This is a genomic window from Micromonospora echinospora (genome assembly GCF_014203425.1).
Classification (GTDB): domain Bacteria; phylum Actinomycetota; class Actinomycetes; order Mycobacteriales; family Micromonosporaceae; genus Micromonospora; species Micromonospora echinospora_A.
In genome coordinates, this window is the sequence record NZ_JACHJC010000001.1 from 5898378 (window position 1) to 5912067 (window position 13690).

General features: G+C 70.0%; 16 protein-coding genes and 1 pseudogene. 4 read left to right on the forward strand and 13 right to left on the reverse strand.

From position 1 onward, the window contains the following. Nucleotides 1-109: 109 nt before the first annotated feature. Nucleotides 110-1075 carry a hypothetical protein gene (locus FHU28_RS26320; protein ID WP_311773657.1) on the reverse strand — a complete coding sequence of 322 codons (966 nt, stop codon included), beginning with the start codon at nt 1073-1075 and terminating at the stop codon, nt 110-112. Then, on the reverse strand, nt 1069-1398 hold the full coding sequence (locus FHU28_RS26325) for a PadR family transcriptional regulator (protein WP_174536416.1): 330 nt from the start codon (nt 1396-1398) through the stop codon (nt 1069-1071). Before FHU28_RS26325 ends, FHU28_RS26320 begins: the two co-directional genes overlap by 7 nt. A 68-nt stretch (nt 1399-1466) precedes the next feature. Here FHU28_RS26325 and FHU28_RS26330 point away from each other — a divergent pair, with 68 nt between their 5' ends. From FHU28_RS26330 to FHU28_RS26340, 3 genes are all read left to right on the forward strand, one after another. Continuing rightward, nucleotides 1467-2534, forward strand: coding sequence for a DNA glycosylase AlkZ-like family protein (locus tag FHU28_RS26330; RefSeq protein WP_184687069.1), 1068 nt, complete (start codon nt 1467-1469; stop codon nt 2532-2534). A gap of 217 nt (nt 2535-2751) precedes the next feature. Continuing rightward, complete coding sequence (locus tag FHU28_RS26335; protein WP_030504201.1) at nt 2752-3123, forward strand: hypothetical protein; 372 nt, start codon at nt 2752-2754, stop codon at nt 3121-3123. After that, a complete protein-coding gene (locus FHU28_RS26340) occupies nt 3120-3605 on the forward strand; it encodes a roadblock/LC7 domain-containing protein (RefSeq protein ID WP_184687077.1) in 486 nt (161 codons plus the stop codon). The genes FHU28_RS26335 and FHU28_RS26340 overlap by 4 nt, the downstream gene beginning before the upstream one ends. A 165-nt stretch (nt 3606-3770) precedes the next feature. Here the strand turns inward: FHU28_RS26340 and FHU28_RS26345 are convergent, their stop codons facing one another. Together FHU28_RS26345 and FHU28_RS26350 are read right to left on the reverse strand one after the other, a co-directional pair. Next, nucleotides 3771-4730: a threonine/serine dehydratase family protein gene (locus FHU28_RS26345; RefSeq protein WP_221453294.1), complete on the reverse strand. Its 960-nt coding sequence runs from the start codon at nt 4728-4730 to the stop codon at nt 3771-3773. A gap of 196 nt (nt 4731-4926) precedes the next feature. Continuing rightward, on the reverse strand, nt 4927-5322 hold the full coding sequence (locus tag FHU28_RS26350; RefSeq protein ID WP_184687081.1) for a VOC family protein: 396 nt from the start codon (nt 5320-5322) through the stop codon (nt 4927-4929). Nucleotides 5323-5385: 63 nt separating this feature from the next. Between FHU28_RS26350 and FHU28_RS26355 the strand changes: the two genes are divergently transcribed. Beyond that, entirely contained in the window at nt 5386-5718 is a 333-nt protein-coding gene (locus FHU28_RS26355; protein WP_184687083.1) for a zinc finger domain-containing protein, read from the forward strand. A 73-nt stretch (nt 5719-5791) separates the two neighbouring features. Here the strand turns inward: FHU28_RS26355 and FHU28_RS26360 are convergent, their stop codons facing one another. From FHU28_RS26360 to FHU28_RS26400, 9 genes and pseudogenes are all read right to left on the reverse strand, one after another. Next, complete coding sequence (locus FHU28_RS26360) at nt 5792-6118, reverse strand: DUF6331 family protein (protein ID WP_184687085.1); 327 nt, start codon at nt 6116-6118, stop codon at nt 5792-5794. Between the two features lie 605 nt (nt 6119-6723). After that, entirely contained in the window at nt 6724-7296 is a 573-nt protein-coding gene (locus tag FHU28_RS26365; RefSeq protein WP_184687087.1) for a hypothetical protein, read from the reverse strand. A gap of 363 nt (nt 7297-7659) precedes the next feature. After that, nucleotides 7660-8112, reverse strand: a complete 453-nt coding sequence (locus FHU28_RS26370; RefSeq protein WP_260413106.1) for a hypothetical protein — start codon at nt 8110-8112, stop codon at nt 7660-7662. Nucleotides 8113-8492: 380 nt separating this feature from the next. Then, nucleotides 8493-9608, reverse strand: coding sequence for a hypothetical protein (locus tag FHU28_RS26375; RefSeq protein ID WP_184687089.1), 1116 nt, complete (start codon nt 9606-9608; stop codon nt 8493-8495). 211 nt (nt 9609-9819) lie between these two features. Next, nucleotides 9820-11025, reverse strand: a pseudogene (locus FHU28_RS26380) (tyrosine-type recombinase/integrase). After that, entirely contained in the window at nt 11025-11204 is a 180-nt protein-coding gene (locus FHU28_RS26385) for a helix-turn-helix transcriptional regulator (protein ID WP_184687091.1), read from the reverse strand. The pseudogene FHU28_RS26380 and the gene FHU28_RS26385 overlap by 1 nt, the downstream one beginning before the upstream one ends. Beyond that, nucleotides 11204-12955, reverse strand: coding sequence for a replication initiator (locus FHU28_RS26390; protein WP_184687092.1), 1752 nt, complete (start codon nt 12953-12955; stop codon nt 11204-11206). The genes FHU28_RS26385 and FHU28_RS26390 overlap by 1 nt, the downstream gene beginning before the upstream one ends. Next, nucleotides 12952-13497, reverse strand: coding sequence for a DUF2637 domain-containing protein (locus FHU28_RS26395; protein ID WP_184687096.1), 546 nt, complete (start codon nt 13495-13497; stop codon nt 12952-12954). The genes FHU28_RS26390 and FHU28_RS26395 overlap by 4 nt, the downstream gene beginning before the upstream one ends. After that, on the reverse strand, nt 13494-13685 hold the full coding sequence (locus tag FHU28_RS26400) for a hypothetical protein (protein WP_184687099.1): 192 nt from the start codon (nt 13683-13685) through the stop codon (nt 13494-13496). Before FHU28_RS26400 ends, FHU28_RS26395 begins: the two co-directional genes overlap by 4 nt. Nucleotides 13686-13690 lie beyond the last annotated feature (5 nt).

The following is a 13690-nucleotide window of genomic DNA, read 5'->3' on the forward strand; positions in this document are numbered from 1 at the left end:
CTGGTAACCGCCCGCCCGCCACCGGAACGGCCCAAATAGTCACGCTTCTCCACATTAGACCTGGTCGGGGCGGTTGTGGTGGGTAACCGCGGAAGACCTTCGGGCCGGCTCAGGCGGGCGCCGGGACGGGCTCCGAACCGGGTACGGCGGCGGTCGCCGGCCGGGCCGCCGCGATCGCGTACGCCAGGGCGTAGGGCGTGCACGCCAGGTAGAACATGGGCTCGACGAGCACCCGGTCGGTGATGAGGAACCGTTCCCACCCGGTCGGCCGAGGCAGCCCGAACGACGAGTCGGTCCAGCAGGTGAACAGCCACAGCGGCGCGGAGATCCGGTCCACCGAGTCCGGCGGCATGCCGTCCACCACCGGTGCGGTGGCCGGGATCGAAGTGACCACCGCGAGCACCACCGCCACGTCGGCCGCGACAAGCGCGCCCAGCAGGCCCACCAGCCAGGCCGCGCGGAACCGGCCCTGGCGCGCCAGTGCCCCGGCGGCCCACAGCGCCGCCGTCAGCAGCGCCAACCAGAGCAGCAGCCCTGGTGCGCTCTCCCACACCCGGCTCTCGCCCCGGCCGGCCAACAGCGCCAGCGTCGCGGTCACCGTCGCGCCGACCGGCAGCACCACGCCGAGCGCCGTGGGCAGCGCCCCCACGCGTACGGTCCGCCGGGCGGCCCGGGTCACGACGAGCGCGAGCGCCACGCCGAGCAGCGCGGTGAGCCCGGACCAGGTCGGCAGTTGCGCCGCGGTGGCCCACGGCACGCGCATCTCCAGCCAGCCGTGCGCCAGACCCATCGTCAGGCCCGCGAACACGAGGACCGCGAGGCAGAACGGCGGCGCGAGCAGCAACACCCCGGCGGTACGCCACAGCCGCCGCGCCCCGGCCCGGTCGGCGAGTGGCGTGGCCACCCGGCTGACCGCCAGGCTCCCGGCGAACCGGAGCATCCCCCATCGCCGGTCGGTCCGGGCCAGCTCGTGCAGCTCGGCGGCCCACTCCCGGGCCAGGTCGGCGCGCAGCTCCACCGGCCAGCGGCGCACCGCGACCCGCAGCAGGAGAACCGCGACCCGCCGGGTCACCACGCCGGCGCCCCGGCCGGGCCGGCGCCGCTACCGGCACGTTCCCCGGGTACGAGGGCGCGCAGCTCGGCCAGTGCCAGCCGGGCCGACCGGATGCCCTCGCCGGTCAGGCGGTAGTAGCGGCGGGCCGGACGGCCGGCGGCGACCGGGTCGACGTCCTCCCAGTCGGCGGCGAGCCAGCCGGCCGCCTGGAGGCGGTGCAGCACCGGGTAGAGCGTCCCGCTGGGCAGGCCGGTGAGGCGCATCAGGTCGAGGCCGTAGCGCGGCGCCTCGGGCTCGGCGAGCAGCGCCGAGAGCACCTTCGCCACCGGGATGGTCAGTCGCACAGCCGTACTCTATCGGAACTCTACATAGGGTGCTGTCCTCGGCGGGCCGACGGACTAGCCTCGCGGCTGTGACCCCGCACCGGCTCGACCGCGCCACCGCCCGCCGGATCGCCGTCCGCGCTCAACTGCTCGACGCCCACCAGCCGGCCGACCTGCTGTCGACGGTGGACCGGCTGACGTTCCTGCAGATCGACCCGACCGCCGCTGTCGCACCGAACGCCGACCTGGTGGCCTGGACCCGCCTGGGCGCCGGCTACCACCCGAGCGACCTGGTCCGCGCCCTCGAACAGAAGCGCAGCCTCTTCGAGCACCGGGCCATGATCAGGCCGATGGCCGACCTGGCCCTGCACCTCGCCGAGATGGCCGCCTGGCCCACCGACGCCCGACGCCGGGACTGGCTGGCCGCCAACGACAGCTTCCGCCGCTACGTGCTGGACGCGCTGCGCGATGCGGGCCCCCGGCTCAGCCGGGACATCGAGGACCGCAGCGTGGTGCCGTGGCCGTCCACCGGCTGGACGAACAACCGCAACGTCACCCAGATGCTGGAGTTCCTCGCCGCCCGGGGCGAGGTCGCCGTCGCCGGGCGGGTCGGCCGCCAACGCACCTGGGACCTGGCCGAACGGGTCTACCCGGCCACCGCCGCGGTTCCCGCCGAGGAGGCCGCGCGGCGGCGCGCGGAACGACAGCTGGGTTCGCTCGGCGTCGCCCGGGCGGCCGTGGTCGGCGACGCGGGCGAGCCGGCGCGGATCGAGGGTACGTCCGACGTCTGGCGGGTCGACCCGGCCGCGCTGGACGACGCGCCGTTCACCGGGCGTACCGCCCTGCTCTCCCCGTTCGACCGGCTCGTGCACGACCGGGTCCGCGCCAAGGACCTGTTCGACTTCGACTACCGGCTGGAGATGTACGTGCCGAAGGCGCGGCGGCGCTGGGGCTATTTCGCCCTGCCGGTGCTGCACCACGACCGGCTGGTGGGCAAGGTCGACGCGACCGCCGACCGCAGGGCGTCGGTGCTGCGGGTCGACGCGATCCACCCGGACGTGCCCTTCACCCCGGAGCTGACCGCCGCCGTGCACGCCGAGCTGGCCGCGCTCGCGTCCTGGTCGGGCCTGCGCGACCTGCGCCTGCCGACCGGCTGAGAACGGCGTCGTAGCAGCCCAGCCTGGAATCGGCCATCGGACGGCGCGTCCCCTTTACGGGGACCGGTGGCCGGTCCGGCGGGGACCGCTCAGGTGGATCATGGACCGCCCGGATGCAGGCCGGGACTCCATATGCGAGCCTCGACGGACCATATTCGCTGTCCATCCGCTACACGGTGGACAGCGGCCTTTCCCGTCAGAGCTGGGGAGAAGAATCGTGGGCAACCTCGACATCGCGCTGAAGAACGCGATGAACATCGACGGCGCGATCGGCGCCGCGCTCGTCGACTACACAAGTGGCATGACCCTCGGCGTCGCCGGGGGCACCGGCGAGATCGACCTGACCGTCGCCGCCGCCGGCAACACCGACGTGGTACGCGCCAAGCTGCGCACCATCGAGATGCTCAAGCTCGACGACGAGATCGAGGACATCCTGATCACGCTCGGCAGCCAGTACCACCTGATCCGGCCGCTGAGCAACCGCACCGGCAAAGGGCTGTTCCTCTACCTGATGGTGAGCAAGAGCCGGGCCAACCTCGCGATGGCGCGGCACCAACTGCGCATGATCGAGGAGAGCCTGGAACTGTGAGCCGGGTGGACGACCTCCCCCGCCGTGCGCGCGCCCAGACCGGCACCCTGCCGCCACCACGCGCGCTTCCGCCCTCGCTGGCCGGCAACCCGGCCCTGCCGTACCCGGCCATCGCCCAGGAACTGTCCGCGCTGCGGCTGCAGATCCCGGGCGTGCACGGGTGCGTCCTCGGCGGCGTCGACGGCCTGCTCGTCACGCACAACCTGCAGAACGGCGCCGACCCGGACGACCTGGCGGCACTCGCCGCCACCACGTACGGACTCGGCCGCCAGGTCGGGCTCCGGCTCGGACAGGGCGACTTCCAGCAGTCCACGGTGCGCAACGCGGGCGGCTACCTCAGCGTGTACGCGATCAACGGCCAGGCCCTGCTCGCCGTGGTCGGCACGGACAGCATCAACGTGGCGCGCCTGCACCTGCACGCCCCGACCACCGCGGCCAAGCTCGCCGAACTGCTCGACGAGGTCAGTCCGGCCACGTCCTGACGTACGCCGGCCGCTCGGTCCCACCCGTCCGAACCGAGCCGGCCGGCGTACCCCAGGTTCTGCGGCTCGTGCGCGGCGGTCGCGCGCCGTGGCGCGGTGGTCCCGTGCGCGGCGCGCCGGCCCGCGCGGTCGCGACGGTCACACCGGCCCGCGTGTCGCGGCGGGTCAGACGCCGAAGCGGCCGGCCCACGTGGTCACGTCGGCCACCGTGGCGTTGCCGCCGCAGACCACCAGGCCCAGCCGGGCGTCGCCGCCCACCCGCTCGACCACCCGGCGGGCGGCGGGCAGCAGGCAACCGGCGGCCGGCTCGGCCCACACCTTGGCATGCTCCGCCAGCTCCAGCGTGCCCCGCACCGCCTCGGCGTCGGAGACCACGAGGACGTCGCTGACCAGCGCTGTCACATGGTCGTAGGTGAGCTGCGAGACGGTCGGCGCGCTGAGCGTGGTGACGATCGAGGACAACGGAACCTCGACCGGGCCGCCCTTCGCGAGGGCCTGCGACATCGCCTGCGCGCCCTCGGTCTCCACGCCCCAGACGCGTACCCCCGGCCGGCGCGCCCGCAGCGCCGCCGCCACGCCCGAGATCAGCGCGCCCCCGCCGATGCTGACCAGCACGTCGGTCAGCTCACCGGCGTCGTCGGCCAGCTCCAGCCCGACAGTGCCCTGCCCGGCCAGCACAATCGGGTCGTCGAACGGGTGCAGCAGCGTCACACCCTCGTCCCGCAGCCGGTTCATCAGCGCGAACGCGCCGGCCATGTCCTCGGTCAACCGGACGTCCGCCCCGGCCGCGCGGGCGACCTCGACCGCACGGGCGGGCGCGCTGCGTGGCATCACCACAGTCGCCGCCACCCCGAGCGCGCCGGCCATCACCGCGACGGCGATGCCGTGGTTGCCGCCGCTGACCGCCACCACCCCGGCCGCCCGCTCCGCGTCGTCGAGCGCGAGCAGCTTGGCCGCCGCGCCCCGGGCCTTGAACGAGCCGGTACGTTGCAGCAGCTCCAGCTTGGCGGTGACCGGTACGCCGAGCAGCTCGGTCAGTCCCGGGCTGGGCAGGGTCGGGGTGTGCACCACGACGTCGGCGATCCGGTCGGCGGCCGCCTGGATGTCCGCAAGCTCGATCACCATCGCAGCGTGCCACACGTAGCCCGCCAGCCCGCTCGCCACCCGCACGGCGCCCCGCCGCCCTTGCCCTTCGCCGCTCTCCCCCGTCGATCTTGGAGTTGTGGCACCTGCCGAACTTCGCGGAACGGATGTTCTGGGCGCCACAACTCCAAGATCGCCGAAGCCGGTCGGGCGCCTCGGCGCCTGGGCTCGATCGCTGTCACGGCCGGGTGGCGGCCACCTCGGCGTCGCTGCGGAGGATGCAGAACTCGTTGCCCTCCGGATCGGCGAGCACCACCCAGCCGGTGCCGTCGTTCTCCCGCCGGTCGGCCACCACTGTCGCACCCAGCCCGGTCAGCCGGGCCAGTTCCTCGTCGCGTGTCCCCTCGACCGGGCGCAGGTCGAGGTGGATACGGTTCTTGACCTGCTTCGCGTCCGGCACCTCGATGAAGAGCAGGCGGTGCCGCCCGTCGCGCGAATAGATCATGCACTCCTCGTGGCCCGGCTCGTTCGGGTCCTCCGAGTCCTCCCGGTAGTCGAGGACGGCCGCCCACCAGCGGGACAGGGCGTAGGCGTCGGCACAGTCCACGGTGGTGTGGGACACGTAGGAGGTCACCACCTGATCATCGCAAGTCTGGAGGGAGAGGTTCCACCACGCCGAGGGCGGGTATTCCCGATCGTGCGTATCGACATTGACGAGCCGATGGCCGCAGAACTGTTCTGGGAGGGCATGCGGGAGGTGGCAGCCGGTGCCGCCCGGCATCAGGACGACGACCTGTACCGGGCGATCGTCAAGATCGGCCGGGATGCGCTGGCCCAGGGCAGCGAGTTGGTGCCGCAATGCGGCCTGTTCCTCCAGTGCCCGGTCTGTGAAGCGGTGGCGGGTCAACGGTGCATCAACGTGCCCGGCAACCCCCTCTCCGACGACGTACTCCACCCGGAGCGCGTTGAACTGGCCGAGATGGCGCTGCGGGGAGATGCGCCCCTTCCCCCGCCGCTACGGGATGAGTGAGCCGGCTTGAGGTCGAACGGCGACGCGACTCATCACCGACGTGAATCGAGCCCGGGTCGACAGGCTCGACCGCTCACGATGCGTCGCCGGCTGCCAGTCCGGCATCGAGCGCGGTCAGGAAGTCCAGCAACTCACGCCGTGCGGCCTCGTCATGTGTGCGGTGGTTCAGGAAGTCCGACGTGACGCAATGGGATCTGTCCTCGACCACCTCGATCAGCTCGGCTAGCTGAAGGCGGGCCTCGATCACCGCGGCCGAGCCCACCTGACGGCACCAGTCCCCGATGAGGGCGGGATCGGTGGAGACGGCGTCGATCCCGCAGCACAGGCGAACGCACTCGACTTCGCAGAAGATGACGCATTTGCGCAGGGGCGACGGCACGTCGACCGACACGTCCGCCATCGCCGCTCCCTTCCTGAGCCCGCCGACGGTGACGGGGTAGCCGATGCTAGCGCCGCCACCGCGCACCGCTCCTGCGAATTCGGCGGCCGATCCGGAGCCATAGCCTGGTGATCGTCGAGGAGGGCGCCGGGTGAACATCTCGTGGAGTGCCACGTCTCCGACGTCAGGCAGGTTCGTGCCGATGGAGCGGTCGGACGTCGCCGGTGAGCTGATGGGCGACGGACGAGTCGACCTGCACGCCGGACACTGGACGCAGCACCGGCGCTGAGCTGCGGAAGCACCACCGCAACCACCCGTCAGGGCGTCTGTAGGGCGTCACGCCTCCTCCTCGCCGCCGAACAGCTCGTCCATCGCCCGTCTTGTTCGCTCCTCGCTCGACAGCATCAAGGCGGCGCCGGCCCGGCCCCGGCCTGCTGGCGACCTCCGGCCGGCATCGGCCGGCCACGCTTGGGAATGACCAGGACCTTGAAGACCTCGGGGCTCGCCCCGAACCCCGACCCTCCTCAGAGATGCCGCCGCAGATCACCTCGCCGGGCACCACAAGGGCTACCAGCCTCCCCCGACGGGAAGATCCGCTTCAGCGCTTGGCCTTGGTTCGTTACGCGTCAGCCCACCGCGCCTATGCGTGAACACCTGCTCAGAGCATCGCGCTCCCAGTCGCTTCCGACGAGAGCGACGGGGTAGCTGACCTCTCTGCCTTGCTTGTCATCGGTCTCGACCGATAACCCTAGCGGCAGCGGCTCTCGCTGGAGGCGTGCGACCGAGCACTCGAACCACAGCTCGACCGCGAGCTGACCGGTGCTGCCAGCGGGTAACAGCCGGGGCGATCCGATGCTGTGTATGACGACGCCCGGCCTCTTTGCATGAACCCGACGAACGGTGATCGGCCCGGGGCCGGCGTTGGCCAACGCCAAATACCCGGACAGTCGGACGGATCCCTCGGAGGCCGCACTTCCAGAGTCGGCCGATTGAGGGAAGGCCACGAATGCGACCACGGCGTTCCGCTCCCGCTGATCACGCGAGTCCCGCAGTTGGCTGACACCGAAGCCGCCAAGCACAACGCCGACCACGAAAGCGGCGACGAGCCGCAGCGTCATCTTCTGTCGGACCACGAGACGGTCATGGACGCTGGTACCCGACTCCGCCGACTGGTGATTGTGCTCGTCCAGGTCGATCACCGCATGCTCCACGACATGGACGTCAGCCTAGGTCTCTTCACACCAGCAGGTCGCCCGGCCGTAGAGCCGCCCGTACAGCCAAGGCCATCCGCAGACGCCGACCAGGCCCGACAACGTTGGACAGGTTGACCAGGCGTGCAGTCGGCAGGGCTGCTCTGGTCGAATGGTCGGGGCTTCCGTCTACCGCGCCAGTCCAACCCCGGGACTGGCTTGCCACCGGATCAGCGAGTCGCGGCACCAGCTCCACCGCCAGGAGGTGCCCGGCCCTCCCCCACAGCCGACGGCTCCGCTCCGGAACCATCGAACGCCGGCCCTCAGGCGGCCCGCAGCGCCATAGCCAGTCCGACTCGGGAAGAGATCCCACTAGCTGCCGACACTGATGACCTTCCCGCCGAGCCCGGACCGGGACGTGGGCTGGCCGACCAGCTCGACGAGCACTTCGTCGCGACAATCCTCGCCGAACACGGCAGTAACGGCTTCGGTGAAGGCGGAGACGAGTTGTGCGATGACTCTGGCTGCGTCCTCTCGCGCGAACACTTCCTCCCGCATGCCGAAGGTGACCGAGGGGGCTGCTGCAGCGACCGCCGCTCCGCCGCGGGCCCATCGACCGGTAGGAACGCCGATCAGCCTGACATCCACCGAACTTCTAGCCCACGCGCCATACACGGAGGCGACGGCGTTGGTCAGTTCCTCGATGAGGTGGGGTTCATGCCCGACCAGTTCCTCTTCAAGCGCGTAAAGCGTCACGTGGGGCATCGGCAACTCCTCGGTGTCGGATTGCAGCGGCGGGCCAGTGACCGGATCGTCTGCGAGCAAGCAGGGTAGGGCCCGTCGTCCGCATGCCGGAAGCGATTTCCATCCTGTCGCCGAACTGAGCCGGCGCTCAGGGCGTCAGGGCGTCGTCATGGCATCAAACGCCCAATGTTGACCATGAACGACCATCGACACCCGAACATAGAACCAGCTCATAGCCTTGATCAAAGCTCTGAGCTGGTGGGCGACGGACGAGTCGACCTGTACGCCGGATTGTGGGTGTGAAACACCTGCTACCTGGGGCGAAGTCCAGCGGCAACCACTGTAGGCCGTCGCCAGGCCGTCAGACGTAGAACGAAGACCTCCTCAAAGCGTGACCGGCTGTCGCGTATCACAGATCAACCTTGATGAGGCCAGTGCAGCCGGCACCAACCTCAGTCCCGCTATGGACGGGAAGAAGGCGAGAGGAGCCACGCCACAACTCGCTTCAGCCATTGCATAACCATGATCATTTTCGCTCCGATGCCAGCCAGCGCCACACCCAGCGCTACCAGGGAGACAGTTAGTACGGTTCGGCGAGCAGAGAAAGCTATTACAGCTCCGAACAACGAAACCACGCTGCCCATCAAAAGGGTGACACCAGTCCAGGCTGGCCGCAGGGGAGCGCAGATCAGCAATGCCATCTGAAATACTCCGATGCTGATGAGCGGCCAGCCGATCTCGGGGGAACCAGGGGCGTGAGCGACACCGATACCAACAAGCAGCGCACTGAAGATGCCAGCAAGGGGAACGGCAAAGATAGCAAAAACTACAGCCAGATCCAAAGGAAGAGTGTCAAGCACTGACACGAATTCCTCCTCATCATCAAGCTCGCCAGAATCAAGCCACTCCGAGTACCACAACATCGCGTTTGCCGCAAGCAGCCCGACAAGCCCGGCGTCGAGCGCCGCCAGAGAGAACCCCCAATAGCCGTTGGCGAGCAGGAAGATGCCGATGCCTGCGATTGCGAAGCTGCTTGCTCCAAGCAGGGCCGAAGTGCATTTAGTCGCAAGCCCTCCGATCGCCAAACCTGCCACCACGCCAAGCAAGCCGATCGAAAGTGCCCCTAATCCAAGGGCCACGCTGCGCTGAATCACCGATGCCCCGTACCCGGCTACCGCAACGCCCGCTCCAACAAAGCCCACACCTAGGACGACAAAGGTGGCAGAGAGTGGGTCAGACGTCATCAAGACCGCAAGCATGACCAGCCCAACCGCCACGATAAGTAGATATGTCGCCGCTCGGGAATCAACCAAGACGATGATCGCCAGCAGAAGGGCCAACACCAGCGATCCGTACTGCGCCAGCTTGGCCAACCGGGTACGGGGGGCGCGTTGGCGGATCCATCTGGCAGCCATCAGGGCACCTGCCGCCACGAGCGCGGAAGCGAGTGCCGGAAAGCCGATACGGTCGCTAGCCAGATTAATCGCTATTCCGCCGGCAGCGCCGAGCGTGAGTGTCACCCACCTGTCGATAGGAACCGACTGGTACGAGGGATCTCTTTTATTGACCTCCGTCACGGCTGACAGCCTATGGTGCCGGCACCACAATCTGCTTGCGCCTTGCAGCGGGCGCCCTGGAGATGCCCGCTTTGTTCTATCTTGCAGCAGAAGCGATTCAGACCCTCTGGACCGGTGAAAGCGCGACACAAGCGGCGCGGCTAAGAGCCGGGCCATGCCCTGATGCACCGGCACGACGGCGCCGTCTATAGGCGAAGTACCGCCGCCCAGCTCAGGCATGCTGTCCATGAGGGTCGAATAGGTCGTCGATCGCGTTCCGGGTGCGTTCCTCGCTGGCGGGCATCAGGTGGGTGTAGACGCGAAGAGTGAACCCAGGGTCGGCGTGGCCGAGGTACGACGCCAGTGCCTTGATGCTCTCCCCCGCGTCGAGCAACGCCGAAGCGTAGAAGTGGCGCAGCGCGTGCATGCCGGTGGCCCGGGTCGGCGTGATGCCGGCGGCCCGGACGGCGGGGCGCCAACTCTTGTCGTCGAAGGTGTGCCGGTTGATCGCACCCCGCCGGGTCGTGGTGAACAGCAGCGGCACCCTCACCCGCTCCTCGTCGGCCGGGTTCTCCTACGGCAGGGTGAGCGACACCGGCGGGAAGTCGTCGATGTGCTGACGCAGCACCAGGGCGACGGAGTCCGGCAGCGGTACCCGGCGGTCCCGGTCGTTCTTGGGCAGGCCGAAGACGAGCCGGGAGCGGACGAGCTTGACCTGACGCGAGACGTGCACCCACCCGGCGTCAAGGTCGATGTCGTCGACGCCGAGCCCGAGGATTTCGCCCTGCCGCAGACCGCAGCCGGCGCCCAGGTCGACCATCGCCCGGTACCGCTGGGCGAGGCCACCGCGGATTGCCGAAACCTGGTCGTAGCGCAGCGGCACCACCCGACGCTGCACCGGTCGCGGCGCGGTGACCGACTTTGCCGAACACGGATTCTTCGCGATCCGTTCGTCGTCAACGGCCGCGCCGAGGATGGTGCGCAGATGCGCGAAGATCACGGCCCGGGTCGCCGGGGCCAGCTTGCCGACCAACGCGGCGTCCCACTCCCGGATGTGACCCGGCTTGATCGCCCCCAGTTGCCGAGAGCCGAAGAACGGCAACAGGTGCTTGCGTACCCGATGCTCGGTGACCTCCCGCGTCGACTCATCGAAGGAACGCGTGCGAAGCCAGGATTCGGCGTACTCGGCGAAGGTCAGGCGGCCGGCGGACGGGTCGACGTAGGAGCCCCGCAGCTTGTCCGTCTCGGTGGAGACGAGAAACGCGTCAGCGTCGCGCTTGGCCCGGTCCGGGAAGGACTGGCTGCGTTCCCGGCCGTCCGGGCCGATGTAGCGGACCCGATAGCGCATCCCCTTGCCGAACAGATCCGACTTGACCCGCTCCTTCCGGCCGCCGGGATGTTTGATCACCTTGTACCAGCGATCCTCGACGTGTCCCATCAGGCCGCCGCCTGCTCACGTACCCAGGCCCGGACCGCTTCCGGCTCGTAGCGCAGGTGTCGGCCGACCCGAGCCGCCGGCGGACCGTACTTGACCTTGCGCCAGCGGTACAGCGTCTCCTGCGGCACCCGGAGGTACGCCGACACGTCCCGAACCGTCCACAGCTCGTCCTCCACCATCACAGCCCCTCCCCCGTCTTGTCCGCTTCCGTCGTCGAGGAGTCCTCGGGGAGCTGGGCCGCGCGGTCCCTGGCAGCGAGCAGTTCGGAGCGCCAGCGGGCACGTTCGCTGATCGACCGCAGCAGCCGGTGAGCCATCGCCGGCACGTCGGGATCATCGGGACGGGCCAGTTCCCAGGCGTGGCGGACCGGTTCGACGGTGGCGCCCTGGTCGTCGACGCCATCGAGTCCGACGGTGACGCCGAGCAGCGCCCGCACCCAGGCCCGCACGTCGTGCTTGTGGTCGCTGAGCGTCTTGCCGGACCAGTCGCGGGAGATGAGGATGCGCCGACCGCCGATGCCGAGGGTGTCCCGCTGGTGGACCTTGCCCTTGCAGCGGCCCGGCTTGAGCTTCGCGTGCGCCTTCTTCGGCTGGACGCCGTAGAGCAGCCAGTTAGCGCACCGGTCGGTGCAGGGGATTACACGCAGTTCCCGCCACAGCCGGTCGAGGTGTGCCCGTTGCCGGTCGGTGGTCGCCTTGTGGCAGTCGCCGGTGTGCTTGGTGATGTACTTCGTGACGTACCGGATGGTCCGTTCGGCGTCCTCGGTGCCGGGCATGACGCCGCGGGCGTCGACCTGGGCGCCGAAGCGCACCACGTGCACCGGTTCCGCGTCGGGGTCCTCGTCGATGGCGTCGAGGGCTTCCGTCCAGGTCGTCAGCGGCTGGCGGGTGTCCGGGTCGACCCACGTCGAGGCGTCCTCGTCCCACACCGGGGGCCGCTCGACGGTGTACCGCTGGACGTCGACCGCCGGCCACCACACCTGGTGATACGTGGCCGCCGCGACGGTGCGCAGGATGTCCCGGGGGATCGTGCCCCGGATGGCGAAGTGCGCGTGCGGGGCCAGTCGGCGTTGCGGCTCAACACAGCCGGCGTACTGGACGTTCCAGCCCTCACAGCGCCGCAGGTTCTGCCAGAACCGATCGAGCAGCCGAGGGAAGTGCACCGCGTCCCACGCCGCACGGCGGTAGTCGTACCGATCGGGGTTGAGCGGCGTGCCGTCGGGACGGACCGGGCCGTAGGAGTCGAGGGTGAGCGTCAGCCACATCGACGGCCGGTAGGTGGCCCCGTCCGCAGCGGTGTACGTCCTGCCGACCGTGCGCGCCTCCACCTTGCGCCGAGGCAGTTCCGGGGCATCCTGCCGCCGCCGGGTAGAGCGCTTACGACGCGGGCCGGCGTCGTCGTCGCCCTGGTCCTCGTCGGCGCTCGCGTGCGGAGGGGCGACCCGTCCCCGGAGCCCTTCAGCCGCGATCGCCTCTTCCACTTCGCGGATCGCCTCGTCGAGGTCGTCCACCTGGTCCCACTGGCACGTCCGAGACGCCTCGTCACGGGAGAACTCCAGGTGCCCGCGCATCAGGACGAGCGCCCTCTGTTCCTCGGTCGCCGGCTCCGGTGGCGGTAGCGGCTCGTCGTCGCGGTGCCAGCCCTCCCGGATCTGGGCCTGCCGCAGCCGGCGGTTCTTCTTCGCGCACGGCGCGCACTTGTCCTCCCGGGTCGCCCCGCACGGCAGGTCGATGACCTCGGTCAGGCCGGTGTCGAGATCCGTGCGGCGCATCGCCAGGGGGCGCACGCAGACGCCGTACTCGGCGGCAATTTCCTTGAGCACGTCGACCGAACGAGGTAGCGCCATGCGGGCCGCCCGCGACCCCGGCCGAGGAGCAGCAGCCGGGGTCGGGGCGGCCGGCGCGAGGCCGGGCAGGATCGCAGCGGTCATCGAATGATCCCGACGACGTGCGGCCGGTTGGACTGGACAGCGCGCGGAGGCAGCACCGCCGAGACGACGGGCGACGTCGGCACAGTCGGGCGGACCGGTTCGACCTCGGTGGCTTCCGCCGGCTCTTCGTACCGGTACGCGCCCGGCTGGTCCGGCTCGACAGCCGGCGGCGTGACCGGGGCGTTGGACAGGACGACCTTCACCAGGGCGAGGAAGGCCAGCGACGGCACCGCCGCCACGACCCAGCCCCACACCGACGATTCGGCTTCCGCGACCTGGGCCGCGAGGGACAGCAACGCGAACGCCACCAGCAGCGAGCCCACCAGGCCGACCGGTCGACCGGCACGACGGCGGGCACGCAGCTCCAGGCCGAGGTAGATCGTCATCAGCTCGACCGCCACGGCGTTGGCCCAGCCGATCCAGTTCGGTTGGCCGTGGGCTACGGACAGGTCATGGACGTGGGTGAAAGCGGCGGCGCCGGCCATGGCGGCGATGGCGAGCAGGATCACCAGACGTACGCCCGATTCGGTGCGCTCGGTCATCGCCACTCCTGCAACGGCTTCTCGCGGATGGTCAGGTCGATGCGGATACGCCGGTCGGCCATGTCGGGGCGGCGGTTGACCATGTGCGCCAGGCCGTGCAGGGCGGCGGCGGTCTGGTCGGCCGGGCCAACCAGGCGGATGCGCAGCGGACGACGGAGCCGGTTGACGATGCGGGTGAGGGTGGTCATCGCGG